Here is a 16,334-nt window from a genome sequence, read left to right on the forward strand (position 1 = left end):
AACACCCACCTTGCGAGGTGGGTGTTCTGTTTGAAGCCCTTCAGGAGGCTGAAGGTGCCGTTTCTGCGGGAGTGGCGGTGCGGGAACGGCGGGAACTTTCTCCGGTGTCCCCATCGAGTTTGGTGAGGGTCTGGGCGAAAGCTGCAAGCTCATCGCTGGCTTTCAGGGCTTCGATGGCTGCGGCATTCAGGGCTTTCAGTTCCGGGGTGGTGACGGCGTACACCTCTGCAGCGTGTCCTTTGAGGTCTGCGAGGGTGCTGTAACAGGTGGGAGCGTCCGCAGTGCGGCCCCGACTGCTGGTGACACTGGGTTCTTCTGCGGTGGCAGGCCCGATGGTGGTGATGGTGCCTGCGCGCACCAGTGCAGCGCTGGCCTGGCGTTCATCGAGGACTTCGGCGAGGAAGAGCATCTGGCGAAGGGCGTTCATGCGGTTGAAGAGGGCCACATGGGCGCTCATCAGTCCGGCTTTGCGGAGCATGGCATCGGCGTTATCCATAACAAAATCCTAGCATAAAAATTCGCTAAAAACATATTTTTGGGAAATGGCCCCATCAACCCACCTGCACCTTCGCTCTGGGCCTTTGCACCAGGCACCACACCGACTCTGCCACCACCGCCACATTCACCCCACTCGCCTGCACCCGACCCTCCACAATCAGCAGTTGCACGTCCCTGAGCAGGGTGCGCTCTCTTTCCCACAACTCTGGAGAAAGGATCACCTGTGCACGTACAGGTCCGTCCTCAACGGCAAAAAAAGCCACCCCATTTGCACTGGGGGGTTTCTGTTTGGAGATCACCCAGCCTGCCGTGCGCACCCGGTCCCCATCTTTGAGGACCCTGAGGGGCAGCACCTCCAGGGCCTGAAGTTCGGATCGGTACAGGTCCATGATGTGACGCCCGGATTCAGAAGCCCGCTTGAAGTGCAGGTCCCAGCGGTGCAGGTCCTGTTCCGTGGGTGGGTGAAACTCTGGGGCACCCACTTCAGGCAGAAACAGGGCTCCACTTCCACCTTTTGTGCTGTGCTGTAAGGTTTTCAACTGGTACAGGGCCTCTCTGCGGGGCAAAAAGGCGTCAAAGGCCCCGGCCAGAATGAGCGCTTCGTACTCACTGGAGGTGAGGGACACGCGGGTGTAGAAGTCCTGCAGGGACGCATAAAGTCCACGAGACCGCTCCAGCACGATGCGGGCCGGGCTGTTTTCTGTAAGGCCTTTCACCCCGCACAGGCCAAAACGGATGCCTTTTGTCCCCTTGCCTCCCCCAACTTTTTCCACCTGAAAAAGCACGTGGCTGTGGTTGATGTGCAGGGGCAGCATGGCAACCCCTCGTTTGAGGCATTCTTGCACCACCGTCTGGCGGGAGTACATGCCCGGTTCATGGTTGAGCACCCCCACAAAGTACCCGGCAGGAAAAAACTCCTTCAGGTAAGCACTGGTGTAGGCGTGCTGGGCAAAGGCGTACGCATGGGACTCTGCAAAACCGTACCCCCGGAACGCCGCGATCATCTCAAAGACCTGCTCTGCCAGCCCACTGGACACCGGACAGGGATGGTTCTGGTGGTGCGACACGGCACTGGACACAAAGCGTTTCTTCAATTCCTGCAACTCCCCCTGGTCCTCCCAGGCCGAGAGTTTCTTCCTGTAGCGGTCAGCGTCCAGCCAGTTCAGCCCCGCAAAGTGCACACAGATCCTCAGGACCTGCTCCTGAAAGAGCACCGTCCCGAAAGTGCCCTGCAAGATGGGTGTGAGGGTGGGGTGCAAAAGGGGCACTTGCTCCCGGCCGGATTTGCGCCTCAGGTACGGGTGGACGGTGTTCGACTGGATGGGACCCGGACGAAAAAGGGCCACCTGGTGGGCGAGTTCCCTGAGGTTTCTGGGCTGGTTCCTGGCCGAGAGCTGCATCTGACCCGGAGACTCGATTTGAAAGAGGCCGATGTTGTCCCCCCGCGAGATCCGCCACCAGACTTTCGGATGGTCAGGCAAAGTGGAGGGGTCCAGGCGCTTCCCCTCCACCCGCTCGATTTCCGAGAGGGCATTTTCGATGGTGGACAGCATCCTGAGCCCCAGCAGATCCAGCTTGATGAGGCCCAGCGTTTCGGCATCGTCCTTGTTGAATTCCAGGGTGCGGATGCCCCCCGAACTGACCCGCAGGGGACTGTAGTGCGAGAGGGGCTCTCTGGAGAGCACCACCCCGCCACTGTGCGGGGCGAGGTGACGCACAAATCCACGCTCCATGCGGGAAAGCAGGTCCAGCAGGACCTGTTTTGCCGGGGCATCCCTGAGGATTTCATCAAACACCACTTTTGCCCTGTGGGCGTCCGCTGGCCTCAGGTGCCGGAAGTCCCTGCCCAGGGCTTTGGTGAGGTCCGCTGCCTGCTGCTGCGGCAACCCCAGCGCACGGGAAAGGTCCTGCACAGCAGACGGCAGGCGGTAGGTGATGCGGTTTGCCACCATCGCCTCTCTTCCCTGCTCACCGAAGCGCTTCTCCACCCACGCCAGCACCTCCCGGCGGCGGGAACTGGAGATGTCAATGTCCACATCGGGCATGGCCTTTTTTTCACCGTGCAAGAAACGCTCGAAAAGAAGTCCATGTTGCAGGGGGTCCACCCCTGTGATGCCCAGGACGTAACAGAGCACACTTCCGGCGGCACTGCCCCGGCCCGCAGCCATGATGCGGTTCTCCCGGCAGTAATCACTGACCTCGGTGGCCAGCAGGAAGAAGTTTTCAAGTTCGTGTTTCTGTACGATGCCCAGTTCATGGGCCAGTTGCTTTGCAGCCGCTTTGCGCTTTGTGGGCGCGTAGCGTTCCTCCAGGCCGCTGAAGGCGCGCACCATCAGGTACAGCTTCGGGCTGAAATGCTCCGGGATGCTTGCCTGTGCAGGGGTGAGCCGATCTGGCAGCAGCTCAAAAGTGCACCGTCTGGCCAGATCGTTGGCGGCCCAGATGGCCTGAGGGTACGGGAGGCGCTGCAGGTAATGCTCCCACGGCTGAATGGCCTGAGCACCATTCACCGGCCTGAGTTCATGGGGGGTGTCCAGGGTGATTCCCAGCCTCGCACAGGTCAGGGCGTCAAAGAGGGGCCACTGGTCTTCGGTGGCGTAACGGATTTCGGGGGCGACCACACACGGCAGGTCCACGTCACGTGCAAGGTGGACCATGCTTTCTGCCATCCGGTCATCCCCGTGGCACAGGTCGTGCCACAGTTGCAGGTACAGTTTGCCCCCAAGAACCCCTTTGAGGTGCTGAATCCAGTGTCTGGCCCTCCGAAAGTCACCCTGCAGCAGCCTTCCCAGCAGGCTCCGGCGTCCTCCGGTCAGCACGTGCAATCCACGCAAATGTCCAGGTTGCACGTGACCCTGCTCGTTTTGCAGGGTGATGAGTTCATTGAGCTGCCTGTAGCCTTCCCGGTCTTCACAGAGTGCGACCACAGGTCCAGTCAACGTCTCCCCCAGCAACTCCACCTGCACCTGCAGGGTCTGGCCGAGGATCGGGTGAAGCCCGCAGGCCTGACAGGCTTCATGCAGTTCCACCGCTCCACCCATCGAGGCCTCGTCGATCAGGGCAAGGTGGGTGTACCCAAAGCGTCTGGCGGTTTCCACCAGCCGTGTGGGACTCGAGGTGCCTGCCCCGAAGCTGAAAAACGAGTGGCAGAAGAGCACGTTCAGTCTTGAATGGCGCTCAGGGTCCACGTCAGGATCTCCTCGTAGACTTCCAGCAAGGTGCCCTCCCGGGTTCTCAGCAGGTAATAGTTCCTGGGGCATTCTCCCCGCCACCAGCGGCCACCGGAGCGCCAGTGCTCCACCGTGCGGACAATCACGTAAGCGCGGTTTTGGGTGGTGACCCTGGAAATGCGGCCCTCACGGGTTTCCACATGCGCACTTTGCATGATGAGGCGCATGTCACTCCTCCTCGTCGAAAGGAAGCTTCTGAAACCGCTGGTCTCTGGCCTGAGAAAAAGGATCGTGAATCTGGTAGTGGAACATCACCCCGGCGAAACGCTGGTGGACAAGTTTTACAGCGTCCTTTGAAGAGGGCTTCTGCTGGAAGAGCGTTTTCTGTTCGCCCAGCTGGTACAGGTCCATCAGGCGCACTTCGAGTTTCTCGATGCCGAACTGCACTGCGAAACTGTCATCAAGGGCCAGACGCATCAGGTGCTGCAAGGTGTCCTGTTTCTGCACCGGGTCCTTGACGTTCCTCGAAGACCACAGGTTTCCGATGGGGGTCCCTGCAGTGAGCACCAGTTTTCTGGGGTGCAGGCCCGAAAGTTTCTGAAAGAGGTGCTCCCCCATGCGTTTCAGGGCGGGGTCGATGTCGCACGGCTCCTGAACGGGACTTTCGAAGCTGAAGCTGCTGATGATTTCTTTTGGCAGGTTGTACCTCGCCACCCAGACGTTCTTTTCAAAAAACAGGCCGATGATCGGTCTGGCCTCAATGCCAAAGTAATGCTGAATTTGCTTGCGGCTCCAGGTTTTGAGGTCTCCAAGGGTGGTCACGCCCAGCCAACTCAAACGCTCGAGGGTTTCTTGTTTGATGCCCAGCACCGAGAGCGAGGTGATGGGGACCTCCTGCGAGAACGCATCAAAGTCCAGCACAGTACGCACCCTGCTTCGGGTCGCGACGGTGGCAGCAATGAGGGCCTGCTCGCGGGTGTCCCCCACCCCAACCGGACAGCCGAACTGGTGCTGGATCTGGTGGGCATCGTACGCACTGCAGGTGATCAGGCACACCCCCTCTCTGAGGCTTTCCACGTTGGGGCTGAAGTGAAACACCTGCAACAGGAAATCCTGCCACTGTCGGGAGAGCTCTGGACTGGAGTCCTGCACGATTTTTGCGTCAGTGGCCCTCAGCCTCACGGCACTTTCTGGCATGTCTTGTGTCACCCCGAGGGCTGCGGCTTTTTCGCACACATGGAGGGCACGGCCCTCTTTGAGGGAGACCCTGGGCTGGTCTTCAGGGAGGTTGTGAAATGCAAAAGGAATGAAATGGATGGCAACAATGGGCATGAAGCACCTCTCTGAAAAACAGTGACCCCACCCGGCAAGGCATGTGCTGCCGGGAGCCTCTGTTGTGCTGAAATGTCAGTTCAACTGTGGCGGTTTTTGCGTGGCGGTTTCCCCCCGAGGCGACCAATCAGCTGGCCCTGCAATTTGATGTCCTCCCTGCGGTAGCGCATGGGTTCCATCGCTGTGTTTTCACTGACCAGCACGATGTCTTCTCCTTCGACGTACCAGCGCTTCAGGGTGACCAGGTTTTCGCTGCGGATCAGCACCACCGCGATTTCCCCTTCCACAATCTCCGTCCCTGGGCGCACCACCACCATGTCTCCGGGGAAAATCCCGACGCCGGTCATGCTGTTGCCTTCGACCTGCAGCAGGTAGTCTCCGTCTCTGGCATCAAAGAAATCCGAGAGGCGACTCATGAAGCCCTGGCTGTGGTCGCTGGGGGTGAGGGGGAAACCTGCGGCGATCTGTCCGGCGATGGGCAGGGCCCCGAGCCCGAGTTCATGTTCTGCCTTCTCGGTGATGGTGAGGGTGGCACTGCGGTCGGTGAGGCGATGGACCTGCACAAAGCCCAGTTCTTCGAGGGCTTTCACATGCTGGTGCATGGCCTGGGCGGTCATGTTCATGCTGCGGGCCAGTTCCGCAGAGGTGACCGGACCTTTCTGGCACAGTTTGAGCAAGCAGCTGAGGATTTTTTTGCGAATCTCGGTGATTCTGGGGGGCATGATTCGACACTACTTGATACGTATCAAGCTGTCAAGTATAGTCAGTTATGACACGGTAAAAAAGGACCATTGCACCCAGAGTGCAACGGTTCGGGGTTTTTGTGAGTCCTTTTTGAAGCACCAACAGGAGAAACACCATGTGCGGACGCATCACCGGACACCACGACGGACACTTCATCTGGAACATCAAATACCACGGCCCCTGGAATTTCGCACGAGAACTCAGGCCCACCGAGCCCTACCCGATCATCCGAAAAAGGCCCGGCACCGATGAACTGGAAGCCCTCTCTGCCCGCTGGGGTCTGATTCCCTCTTTCTGTCAGGGAGAAGAGGACCTCAAAAAATTCAAGCTGACCTTCAATGCCCGCTCCGAAACCGCCCACACCCTGCCCAGTTACCGCAGGCCCTTCCAGACCCAGCGTTGCCTCGTGCAGATCTCGAATTTCGTGGAGTGGAAGAGGGACGGCAAACGCAAAGAGAAGTTTCTGTTTTCCAGTGCCAGTGGTGGCCCCCTCATCGTGGCCGGGCTGTGGGATTTCTGGATGGGCAAAGAGGGACTCGTGCACTCTTTCACCCTTCTGACCTGCCCCCCAAACAAAACCGTCTCCAGCTTTCATGACCGGATGCCCGTGATTCTGGGCCAGGCCAGTGCGAGGGAGTGGCTGGAGCAGCGCACCGTGACCCAGTTGCAAACCCTCCTCAGACCCTGCCCTTCATCCTGGCTGACCGTCACCCCTGCAGATCCAGTGCTGGTGGCGGTGTGAGCGTGGTGGGTATGCCTTCAACCCCTCAAGTTTTCATGATGGAACACACCCTTTTGATTCCAGGGAGGAATTCATGCGTCAAACAAGTATAAAACGTCTTTATCTGATGGAAGTGGGGTCCATGCCCGAATACCAGATTCCGGTGGTGTGCTACCTGGTGCAAACCAGGGACGGCAAAAACATCCTGATCGACACGGGCCTCCCAGAAACGATCCCGCAAGAGGAAGCGGACTTCGAGAACGGCCAGGACGTGATCCAGCAACTCTCCAGGATCGGTCTGACCCCAGACAACATTGACACCGTGATTTCCACCCACTATGACATTGACCATGCTGGACGGCATGGGGCCTTCACTCGCGCCAAATACGTGGTGCAGCAGGTTCACCATGAAGACGCCCTGTCCGGCAACCCCCGTTATGCGGCCCTGAGAGCTGAATGGGACCAGCCGATGGAACGCATCCAGCTGGTGCAGGGGGACATGGAACTCTTTCCCGGTCTGCAACTGCTTGAAACCAGCGGACATGTGCCAGGGCACCAGTCGGTGCTGCTGGAATTGCCAGAGACAGGAAAGGTCTTGCTCACAGTGGACGCTGTCCCTTTCGCTGAGGGCTTCACCCGGGACGCTCCACTGAACGACCACAACCCCGACCCTGAACAGGCCCGGAAGAGCACCCTCAAACTGCTGGATCTGGTGGAACACGGACAGGTCAACCTGGTCATCTTCGGGCATGAGCGGGCACAGTGGGATGGCCTGAAGAAGCTGCCTGAATTTTACGGTTGAGACTCCCTGGCCCCACATGGTGGCCATGCCCCGGACCATGTCCGGTAAACCTGGAGGAAACATGAAACAACGCATCCATCTGGTGTTGCTTGGGGTGCAAAACCTGCAAGCCTCCGTGGCGTTCTACGAAGGGCTCGGCTGGAAGAAAAGCCCATCTGGCAACCCCGAATTCGTGCTTTTTGACCTGGGAGGGGTGGTGATGGGACTGCAATCCAGGGAGGCCTTTGCCGCCGATGCCCGTTTTCAGAACGGCCAGGGGCAGGGCTTTCCAGGGATGGCCCTGGCCCACGTGACCACCACCCCCCAGGAGGTGTACAAGATGATGGAGCGGGCAGCGTCCCTGGGGGCCACCATCCACCGTGCCGCAGGCCCCAACCCCTGGGGCCACAGCGGTTACTTCGCTGACCCTGACGGTCACCTCTTTGAGGTGCTCTATGAAGACGGCTGGACATTCGCCCCGGAGGGACACCTGGCGATCCAGTGATCCCCTGAGCAGACTTCAGGCCCTTTTACCCCTCAGGAATTGCGCCGGTACAGGTGTAAACTGCTGTCTTCCAGGATCACACAGAGGGTCCCGTCCTGCAGGAATTCCACCGATGAGATGTTTTTCTGTTCTTTCATCCGTTGCAGGACCTTGCCCTGGGCATCCAGCACCAGGATGCCGCCAAAACGTCCCGCCAGCAGGATTTCTCCCTGGGGGGTCTTCTTGATCACGGTGGCACACACCTCCACCTGCAGCGTCTGGAGTTTTTTGCTGGCAGGATCGTAGATGTTCAGCTGGCAGAGTTTGGGTTTGCTGCTGGAGAAATACACCCGGTGGGTTGCAGGGTCTGCCATGAGGGCACGTGGAAGGTATTCATTTTCTGCAATTTTCTGGGTTTTGCGGGTGTTCAGGTCCAGCTTCACCACGCTGTAGTGGTCGTCAATGAAATACACATTGTTGCCGTCCACACTGCCCATTTCATTGAAACTGTCGTTGCCTTTGAGGTCCAGCACTGCCTCCGCCTTGCCGATTTCACTGTGCATGATGTCCCCCTGGGTGCTGGTGAAAACCACCTTGTTGATGCCCGGAGACAGGGAGAGCATGTCGTCTTCACAGCTGTTCACATAACCCCGGGGCAACTGGGCTTTCAGGGGGTGCGTCAGGTCCTTCAGGTCGTGCAACGTCAGGTCAAGGCCCCGCAGGTAGAACTGGTGGTCGTTGATGAACTTGAGATCACACACCGGAAAAGAAAGGGGCATCACCTGCCGGGTCTTTCCAGTGACAGCATCAAAGGCATACACAGCCCGGTTTTCATTCACACCGGGAACAAAAAAGAGCTGGTTTCCCACCGTGTCTGACGCAATGCAGGCCTCGAAGTCCAGCATGCAGGAAGATCCCGCCACCGGAGCGGGAACGGTTTGCAGGGACGCGTAAAGGTCTCTGGCACTGGCCCCTCCCAGCAGGGAGACACCCAACAAAAGCATTTTGAAGACAGTCATCGGGCCAAGCATAACATGTGCCTGCACGGCAAAAATGAGCTGTTTTTCGTGTTCAATGCAGGAACCTGCAACCCTGCTGGAAGATGAAACCCTTTCCTTTTTCGACCCGGTTCAGGGACTGAAGGTGGGGTTTCTCCCCTGTGCGAATGGAAAGCCACAACGTATCATGCTGAAAGGACCTTTTTTTGAATGGGCTCCACAATCCACTGAAGCATTTCATTGCACGCTGGAGGAATCACAATGCGAATTTTCCCGAAGACCCTCACCCTGGGCCTGATGCTTGTTGCCTCTGCCCACGCCACCCAGGTGGAAATCATCCTGGACGCCTCGGGCAGCATGTACACCAAACTTGAAAACGGCCAGAGCCGCATCCAGGTGGCCAGAAGTGTGCTCTCTGGCTTCATTGCCAGCCTGCCCGATGATCCACAGCTGAATGTGGGCCTCAGGGTGTACGGGGGCAAAACCACCGAGGGGAGCAGCTGCGAGGACAGCCAGCTGGTCCTCCCCATCTCTGGAATCAACCGCACTGCGCTTCAGGACACGGTGCGCAAAACCGCTCCCAAAGGGGCGACCCCCATTGCCTACTCGCTGCAGCAGGCCGCCAGTGATTTTGCTCCGGGAGACGACAGAAAGGTGATTGTGCTGGTCACCGACGGCATGGAGTCCTGCGGTGGGGACCTGAAAGCCAGCCTGAACCCGTTCAAGGAACGGGGCCTTGAGGTGGATCTGCGCATCATTGGCATTGACCTGGATGCGAAAGCCCAGCAGGCCTTCCAGGGACTGGGCACCTTTGAGAACACCACCACCGCAACAGGGCTCGCCCGGGCGCTTGGCAAGGCCGTCGAGCAGGTGGTGCAGGTGGTGGATGAGAAAGCACAGCTCGACATCCAGCTCACCCAGGGAGGTGCTCCCTTCCAATCCAGTGGCACCGTCACGCTGACCAGTGCTGCAGGGGGTGAGCGTCTGGTGTTGCAGGCGCAGAACACAACGGGACTTTTTGGCGGGCAGGTGAGGGTGGGCAGTTACAGCCTGCACATCAACACCCCTGCAGGGGTGAGATCCTACTCTGGAGTGGTGGTCAACCCGGGGCAGAACAGCTACCGTTTCGAGGCCGCCGATCCAGCAAAACCGGTCAGGGTCACCGTGCATCCGTCCACGCCCGTGATGGGAAGCACCATCACCGTGGATGTGCAGAATGTCCCCGAGGACGGTCTGGACGCCTACCTGAGGCTGGTGCACCCTGAGGACCCCGACTTCGAGAGTGGTTTTGAAACGTACGTGGGAAGCCAGAACGGGCAATTCAACGTGCGCCTGCCGGAGGCCCCGGAAACCCTGGAGTTCCGTTACGTGCGAAACCGCTCCGGGGAAATTGAAGTGCTGGGCCGCAGCAGCCCGTTTACCCCCAGGGACGTTCCTGCGACCCTGAAAATCGCAAATCAGGTGAATGCCGGAGACCTGCTGCAGGTCGCCTGGACAGGCCCTGCCAACGGCAGCGATTACCTCACCGTGGTGAAAGCAGATGCCCCGGATGGGGCCTTTGACGTGACCCTGAACCTGTACGGACAGCCTGCCGTGACCCAGATCCGCCTTCCCTTCCAGCCAGGCCAGTACGAACTCAGGTACATGACCCCTGCAGGGCGGGTGCTGGGACGGGCGAAATTCACTGCCGTGCAGGGGAAATACAGCCTTCAGGCCCCGGCGAAAGTCAAAGTGGGGCAGGACATCGAGGTGCAGTTTCAGGGACCTGGACTCCCCAATGATCACATCACCCTGGTCCCCAAAGAAGCCCCTGCAGACCGGACCGACCAGCACTTCATGGCCGAACAACTGCAGGGCAAAGGCACCTTGCGGGTGCCGCAAACCCCAGGCGAATACCAGATCCGATACAACAATGGCATCGCTGGCCAGACCTTCGCTGTCCTTCCCCTCACCGTGGAAGGGGTGGAGTACAGTGTCAGTGCCCCGAAAAGTGCCCCTGCTGGCACCCAGATCAACATCCAGTGGAAGGGGGCCATTGCACCCGGAGATTACCTGACCATCGTGCCCAGAGACACCCCCGATGGGCATTACCTGCAGACGGTCTCTGCAGACACCACTGGCCCGGTGCAGATGACGGTGCCGGTCCATCCCGGGGAGTACGAATTGCGTTACCAGAGTTCCGGACTGAACAACCAGGTGATGGCCCGCACCTTGATCACTGCGGTGCCCAGGCAGATCACCCTCACGTACCCGGCATCGGTGATGGCAGGAAGCCTGCTGAGGGTGACCCCAAAAGGCCCCTTCCTTTCCGGCGATTACCTGACTGTGGTGCCTGACGGTGCCCCGGATGGGACTTACCTGGCGCATGTCCCGGTGGATGGGGGAAATCCGGTCCTGGTGCAAACCCCCGAGGACGCAGGAGAATACGAAGTGCGCTACATGAACAGCCAGAATGACGGGATGGTGGTGTACCGGCAGAAAATCACCCTCACCGAAGCGAAAGCCACCCTGAAAGGCCCAGCCACGGCCAGAGCAGGCAGCACGGTAAAGGTGACCTGGACGGGTCCTGGCGCAAGCACAGACCGGGTGGTGATTGCCCGCAAAGATTCAGATGCCAGCGAATGGATTTCCGAAATCACGCTGGGTCAGGTGATTCAACTGGACATCGGCCTCCCTGAAGAAACCGGGGAGTTTGAAGTGCGTTACCTCACCCAGGGCGGCAAGGTGCTGGCAGCGCTGCCCATCAAGGTGCAGTGAGTGTCGCTCAGGACAGGAGGGGGGTTCCTTCCTGTTTTTTGCTGTTTAAGCACGTTTTCTGGAGACCCGGAGGGGACCTCCGCAACAGCCTGTGGATGTGGCACACTGGAGAACTCTTGGAATCCGAATCGGGCTGGAACCGCTCCGAAGGATGCCCTGCCACCAGCAACGTGCTCTCCTCTGTCTGGAATGGTTGGGAGTGCTCTGGCCCCATTTTTGTATGCGTTCCTCAAAGCAAGTGGTCCAGTGGGAAGCCGCATTGATGCTCCTTCGCCCTCAGACACCTTCAGGCCTGGAGTCGAATCCAGCAGCACCCAATTGTGCATGAGCTGTGAAAGGATGAACCCATGAAGCTGTTCTCCAGGAAATTGGTGTGGTCACTCATTCCGCTGATGCTGGTCTCCCTGCTGTGGCTGACCCTCACCTCCACAGCAGACGCACAATCCACCCCTCTGGCCTTCAAATCTCTGCTGGGCACTGGCACCGTGCAAGATGCCCGGTGGAATTCAGAGACCCGTACGTTGCTGGTGCTCACCCGGGCAAGTCTGCAGCTGCACGATCGGCAGGGCCACCTGCTGAAACGTCAACTGGTCCCTCCGGCCACCCATCAGAAACTGACCCTTGCACACGGAGGGCGCACGGCAGTGGCGGTGGGGCTGGAAGGGTTTTTTGAATGGAATCTGGACACCGACTCCACCCGTGAAATGCACTTTGATGTTGCGCTGGAAGACGAGAGCATCCTGAGCGTGCAGGTCACCGAACAGCAGGTGGTGCTGGTCACCAAACTGGAGGTTTTTCGTTTCAACCGCACCACCGGGAAAACCGAGCTTCGCATGCCTGCCGTTCCCGAGAAGGTGCAGGCCATTCTGGCAGAGGCGGTGGCTTTTTCCAGGGACGGCAAGTTGATGGCCCTCACCGACCGGGAGACCGGAGTGTGGCTGTACACTTCGGAAGGCCGCACCCTGTGGATCGCTCCTCACCAGAATCCGGAGCGCTGGCGCAAAATCCATGTGCAGTTCCTGCCGGGGGACCGCCAACTGCTGGTGGCCGATCCATCCATCTGGCAGGTGCTCGACGTGCAAACCGGGCAGGTAAAAGAAACATTGCGTGCCGCAGATCACGGGTCACTCCGGACATTCCCGCTGGAATTCACCGAACAAGACGGTCACCTGATCACCTCCACCCTCCAGGCCCAGACCGTCTGGTCCCTCGATCCCCTCAAGGTCGTTTCCCACACCCCTTTCAAACCCCAGTCAGGAGAGGTCCCCCGCAGTGCAGACGCATCCGTACTCGTCGACCTGAACGAACAGGGCCCCAGGGTGCTCGACGGGCAGACGGGAGAACTCCATCCCATCGAAGGGGTCAGCAAGCACGGGGACCTGGCCACCTTCATCCAGGGGGGAGCGCAGGTCATCGTCGCACCTCTGGGTGGAGGCCCCCTGAAGGTGCTGGACACCAGCACTTTCCAGCCCCTCCGTTCGGTGTCCCTCCCGGAGGGAGATCACCCTACAGTACACATCCAGGCCCACCCACAGACAGGACAATTGGTGGTGAGCTTTCACGACCAGGGACCCGCACTCTGGTCCTGGGAGACAGGCAAATGGACCCCCCTCGGTCTCCCGGAAGCCCGTGCCGTGCGCCTCAGCCCGGACGGGAACCTGGTGTACGGGAACCTGCAGCGTGACCTCATGGCCGAATGCGTGTGGACCCGCAGCGGCAAAAAGCTGAACTGCACTTCAGGCATCCTCTCTTTGAGTCCTCAGGGAAATCAGGCCACCCTCTGGGACGGCGATGCTTTCTGGATGCTTGACCCTTCACTCCAGAAACCCACGCCCCTGCACCTCCCCCCTGAAGCCACGGAAACCCACAGTGTGGGTTACCTGGGTGAGCAAGAGTTGCTTCTCCTGCATCCAGATGGTGCGGTGACGGTCGATTCAACGAGCGGCAAGGTGCTGGTTCGCTACCCGGCTGAGGGCTTTGTTCCATTCAGCTTCGCCGCCAGCAAGGGCCTGCTGGTGCTCGCTCACGGGCACAACCCGAAGGTGTACTCCCGCACCACCGGACAGTTGCTTCAGGAGCTGAAAGTGCGCGGGGAACACGATAACACTGGAAGCATGCAATTCAATGCTGACGGCGCATTGCTGCTCACCACGGACCCCCAGGGGGTGATCGAAGTGTTCTCGGTCGTGCAGGGGCCCGGCTGAAGTGTCTGGAGGAAGACCACGGGTTCATGGTCTGTCAACCGGAGGGCCAATCGGGCGCAGCTTCACCTGGATGTGCTGTGTGTTCAATCCAGAACTGGGCCGATCAGCCTCGCAGCCGTTTGAAGTTGTCAGGCACTCACCCCTGTTCCATGCGCCGCACCCACTGGGGATCGACTGGCAGGGAAATGGGAATGCCCCCTTCTCTGGACGACAGGCGGATCGCCTGGGTGATCTCCTGGTCCAGCTTCGCCTGCAATGGGCCGTAACTGGGCTCGGTGCCGCTTGAAACGGCATTCACCAGGGACATCAGGCAGGAGGCCACCCCGATCTCATCGTCATGCCACTGCACCCCATGGCCCTTTTTGACGCTTTTGAAGGGGTTTTCCCACACCACCGTGGGGTGCTCAGGGAGTGGCGTGTGGGCCACAATTTGCCTGAGGGCTCCCCCGTCGTTGCGCTCCAGACGGCGCTCCAGGGTGATGAAGTGGGGGGCCTCCCGGTCGTGGGTGAGCACACTGAGGCGTTCATCGACGTCTCCCCCGATGCCGGTGGTGATGCCCATGCCTTTTTCCGCCAGGAAGCGGCTGCTGCGCCACCACCTCAGCGCCGAGTCGTACCCCACATCCGTCCAGTGGTAAATGCCGATTCTTCCCCCCTCAAACTCGACCATGCCGTGCTCCTGGGTTTCGGTCCTGAGGCCCCGGCTCCCGGACAGCAGGGACCAGTGGGCGTCCAGCCCAAACTTCCGCACCATGCCGGTCACCGTGAGGGGGCGGGCATCAAACCCGAGGTAGCTGCGCATCACGCTCACCCCGTGGTAGCCGTGCCCGGCGAAATCGTTGAAAGAGGTGTGCACCCGGCCAAAAATCCCCAGTTCAATCAGTTTCAGTTTGATCTGCTCGAGGGGACGGCGGTGGAACTGCTCGGCCACCTCCACCTTCACCCCTTTTCGCTGTGCGGCCTCAATGATCCGGTCGGCTTCCTCCAGGTCGTGCGCGATGGGGGTTTCCAGCAAGACACTGAGCCCATGCTCCACTACCATCAGACCGACCTCTCCGTTTGCCCCATAAGCCACCGAGACGATGCCGATCTGAGGGGCGGTGTGGTCGATGAGTTGTTGCAAGTCTGTGAAGTGGGGGACCTGCAGGCTTTCGCCAAGAGCACGGGCCGATCCTTCACTGCGGCCCCACACCGCCACCAGTTCCAGTTCCGGGAGGGCCTTGACGATGGGTCCATAAAGGTAATCCGACCGGGCAGCCGTTCCAATGATCGCCACGCGCATTTTCGGGTTCATGGGAAACAGTCTACAGGTGTTGCACTTTTGATGTGCTGGATGAAGACAGCTGGACTTTGGTTCGGGGCACCTCCTCCTCCATTGCCTTGTCGGCAGACCACCTGCCGGAAACCCAGGGTTTGCAGCTTTTTGCCTGGCGTCGAAGGGACTGTGCGTGTTGACTGGCAAGCGCAGTGAGGGTGACTCTGAAGGGCAAATTGGTGGTGCCTTGCACGGCAAGAACGACCTTTAAGCGTTTCCTCCAGGAGGCTGTCACCGCAAAGTCTGAAATCCTTCAGAAGGAACAGGGGCTGATCCTGAGCTGCGAGAGGGTACGCAGCCAGCCCTCTTCTCCGAAATCAAAGGGCCACTGATGCCTCCGGGGACGGCTTTCACACAAGGGTCAGAGAGCGTTGCGTCCAGAACCTGTTGCTTTTGAGTCTGGGCCCACTGATCCAACTGCTGATCTGTTTCACCCCAGGATTGCCCTTTCGGGTGTCCCCTGGTCACCTCGACCAGACCACCATTCCGGCGCACCGTGGAAGCCCGTTGCAAGACTTTCATGGCCGGTCTTTCCAGGTCATGGGGAAATGTTTGGATCACAGTGGACATGCTCCACCGTGAAACAGGGGCCTCTGTGGAAACACCATTACAAAGCCCAGATGAGATGGGTGGTTTTACAGTCATGTAAAATGTTTGCCAGGCATTGGCCCCGGGGTCCGCATGTCCATCAGGTTGTGACCCGCCTGAATGCTTCCCCATTCCCTCTCCTGAGAGGAACTGAGATGTCCGAAACCCCTGTGCTGGTCGAACTTCAGACGAAACCCACCCTCAGCATCCGGGGGGAGATCTCCATTCAGGACATTGCCAGAAGTCACGGTGAACGCCTGCAGAGGTTGTGGGAGCACCTGAAACAGCATCAACTTGTTCCCGCAGGTCCACCCTTCGTGCGGTACCACACTTTCGGTGATGAGCGCACCGACGTTGAAGTGGGTGTGCCCCTTGTGCACCCTGCCGCCGGGTCTGGAAACCTTCAGGCGGGCCACCTGCCCGGAGGTCTGGCGCTGGTCACCGAACACGACGGACCCCACCGTCAACTGGGGAGGGCCTACCAGCGCCTGCAGCAGGCCATGCAGGAGAGGGGCTTGCACAGAGATGGGCCAGCCTGGGAAGTGTACAACTGGATGGCTCTCGCTCTGGACACCGCAGACAGGTCCGATGTGGCCTCTGACCGCGGGCACACCACGCTGGTCCAGCCGCTGAAGCAGCCCTGATCTTCACATCATGCCCTGATTTTCCTGGCCACGGACCGTCTGGTCCATGCCTGGACTGGGTGCCGCTTGCAGGCTGGCAGGTCAGCATTGGGCCAGGG

General features: G+C 59.6%; 13 protein-coding genes. 6 read left to right on the plus strand and 7 right to left on the minus strand.

Annotation, left to right across the window (positions count from 1 at the left end):
• Window positions 1-40: 40 nt before the first annotated feature.
• From DC3_RS19670 to DC3_RS19690, 5 genes are all read right to left on the minus strand, one after another.
• Window positions 41-496, minus strand: coding sequence for a multidrug DMT transporter (locus DC3_RS19670; RefSeq protein ID WP_146887386.1), 456 nt, complete (start codon window positions 494-496; stop codon window positions 41-43).
• Between the two features lie 55 nt (window positions 497-551).
• Window positions 552-3,686 carry a DNA polymerase III subunit alpha gene (gene dnaE, locus DC3_RS19675; RefSeq protein WP_186816141.1) on the minus strand — a complete coding sequence of 1,045 codons (3,135 nt, stop codon included), beginning with the start codon at window positions 3,684-3,686 and terminating at the stop codon, window positions 552-554.
• Window positions 3,659-3,895 (minus strand): hypothetical protein, encoded by a 237-nt coding sequence (locus DC3_RS19680; RefSeq protein WP_146887390.1) that lies wholly within the window; start codon window positions 3,893-3,895, stop codon window positions 3,659-3,661. Before DC3_RS19680 ends, dnaE begins: the two co-directional genes overlap by 28 nt.
• Before the next feature lies 1 nt (window position 3,896).
• Entirely contained in the window at window positions 3,897-5,000 is a 1,104-nt protein-coding gene (locus tag DC3_RS19685; protein WP_146887392.1) for a DinB/UmuC family translesion DNA polymerase, read from the minus strand.
• Window positions 5,001-5,080: 80 nt separating this feature from the next.
• On the minus strand, window positions 5,081-5,722 hold the full coding sequence (locus DC3_RS19690; protein ID WP_146887394.1) for a LexA family protein: 642 nt from the start codon (window positions 5,720-5,722) through the stop codon (window positions 5,081-5,083).
• A gap of 137 nt (window positions 5,723-5,859) precedes the next feature.
• On the opposite strand from DC3_RS19690, the gene DC3_RS19695 reads away from it, so the two are divergent.
• The 3 genes from DC3_RS19695 to DC3_RS19705 all read left to right on the plus strand — a co-directional run bounded on the left by DC3_RS19695 (window position 5,860) and on the right by DC3_RS19705 (window position 7,751).
• Window positions 5,860-6,486 carry an SOS response-associated peptidase gene (locus DC3_RS19695; protein WP_146887396.1) on the plus strand — a complete coding sequence of 209 codons (627 nt, stop codon included), beginning with the start codon at window positions 5,860-5,862 and terminating at the stop codon, window positions 6,484-6,486.
• 73 nt (window positions 6,487-6,559) lie between these two features.
• On the plus strand, window positions 6,560-7,267 hold the full coding sequence (locus tag DC3_RS19700; RefSeq protein ID WP_146887398.1) for an N-acyl homoserine lactonase family protein: 708 nt from the start codon (window positions 6,560-6,562) through the stop codon (window positions 7,265-7,267).
• Window positions 7,268-7,328: 61 nt separating this feature from the next.
• Window positions 7,329-7,751: a VOC family protein gene (locus tag DC3_RS19705; RefSeq protein ID WP_146887400.1), complete on the plus strand. Its 423-nt coding sequence runs from the start codon at window positions 7,329-7,331 to the stop codon at window positions 7,749-7,751.
• 32 nt (window positions 7,752-7,783) lie between these two features.
• Here the strand turns inward: DC3_RS19705 and DC3_RS19710 are convergent, their stop codons facing one another.
• On the minus strand, window positions 7,784-8,749 hold the full coding sequence (locus DC3_RS19710; RefSeq protein ID WP_146887402.1) for a YncE family protein: 966 nt from the start codon (window positions 8,747-8,749) through the stop codon (window positions 7,784-7,786).
• Between the two features lie 240 nt (window positions 8,750-8,989).
• Here DC3_RS19710 and DC3_RS19715 point away from each other — a divergent pair, with 240 nt between their 5' ends.
• Together DC3_RS19715 and DC3_RS19720 are read left to right on the plus strand one after the other, a co-directional pair.
• Window positions 8,990-11,485: a VWA domain-containing protein gene (locus tag DC3_RS19715; RefSeq protein WP_146887404.1), complete on the plus strand. Its 2,496-nt coding sequence runs from the start codon at window positions 8,990-8,992 to the stop codon at window positions 11,483-11,485.
• Between the two features lie 347 nt (window positions 11,486-11,832).
• Complete coding sequence (locus DC3_RS19720) at window positions 11,833-13,689, plus strand: WD40 repeat domain-containing protein (protein ID WP_146887406.1); 1,857 nt, start codon at window positions 11,833-11,835, stop codon at window positions 13,687-13,689.
• A 136-nt stretch (window positions 13,690-13,825) separates the two neighbouring features.
• Here the strand turns inward: DC3_RS19720 and DC3_RS19725 are convergent, their stop codons facing one another.
• The gene (locus DC3_RS19725) at window positions 13,826-14,983 is read right to left on the minus strand and encodes a Gfo/Idh/MocA family protein (RefSeq protein ID WP_146887408.1); all 1,158 of its coding nucleotides are present in this window, start codon (window positions 14,981-14,983) and stop codon (window positions 13,826-13,828) included.
• 764 nt (window positions 14,984-15,747) lie between these two features.
• Between DC3_RS19725 and DC3_RS19730 the strand changes: the two genes are divergently transcribed.
• Window positions 15,748-16,236, plus strand: coding sequence for a GyrI-like domain-containing protein (locus DC3_RS19730; protein WP_186816142.1), 489 nt, complete (start codon window positions 15,748-15,750; stop codon window positions 16,234-16,236).
• Window positions 16,237-16,334 lie beyond the last annotated feature (98 nt).

The organism is Deinococcus cellulosilyticus NBRC 106333 = KACC 11606, from assembly GCF_007990775.1.
Taxonomy (GTDB): domain Bacteria; phylum Deinococcota; class Deinococci; order Deinococcales; family Deinococcaceae; genus Deinococcus_C; species Deinococcus_C cellulosilyticus.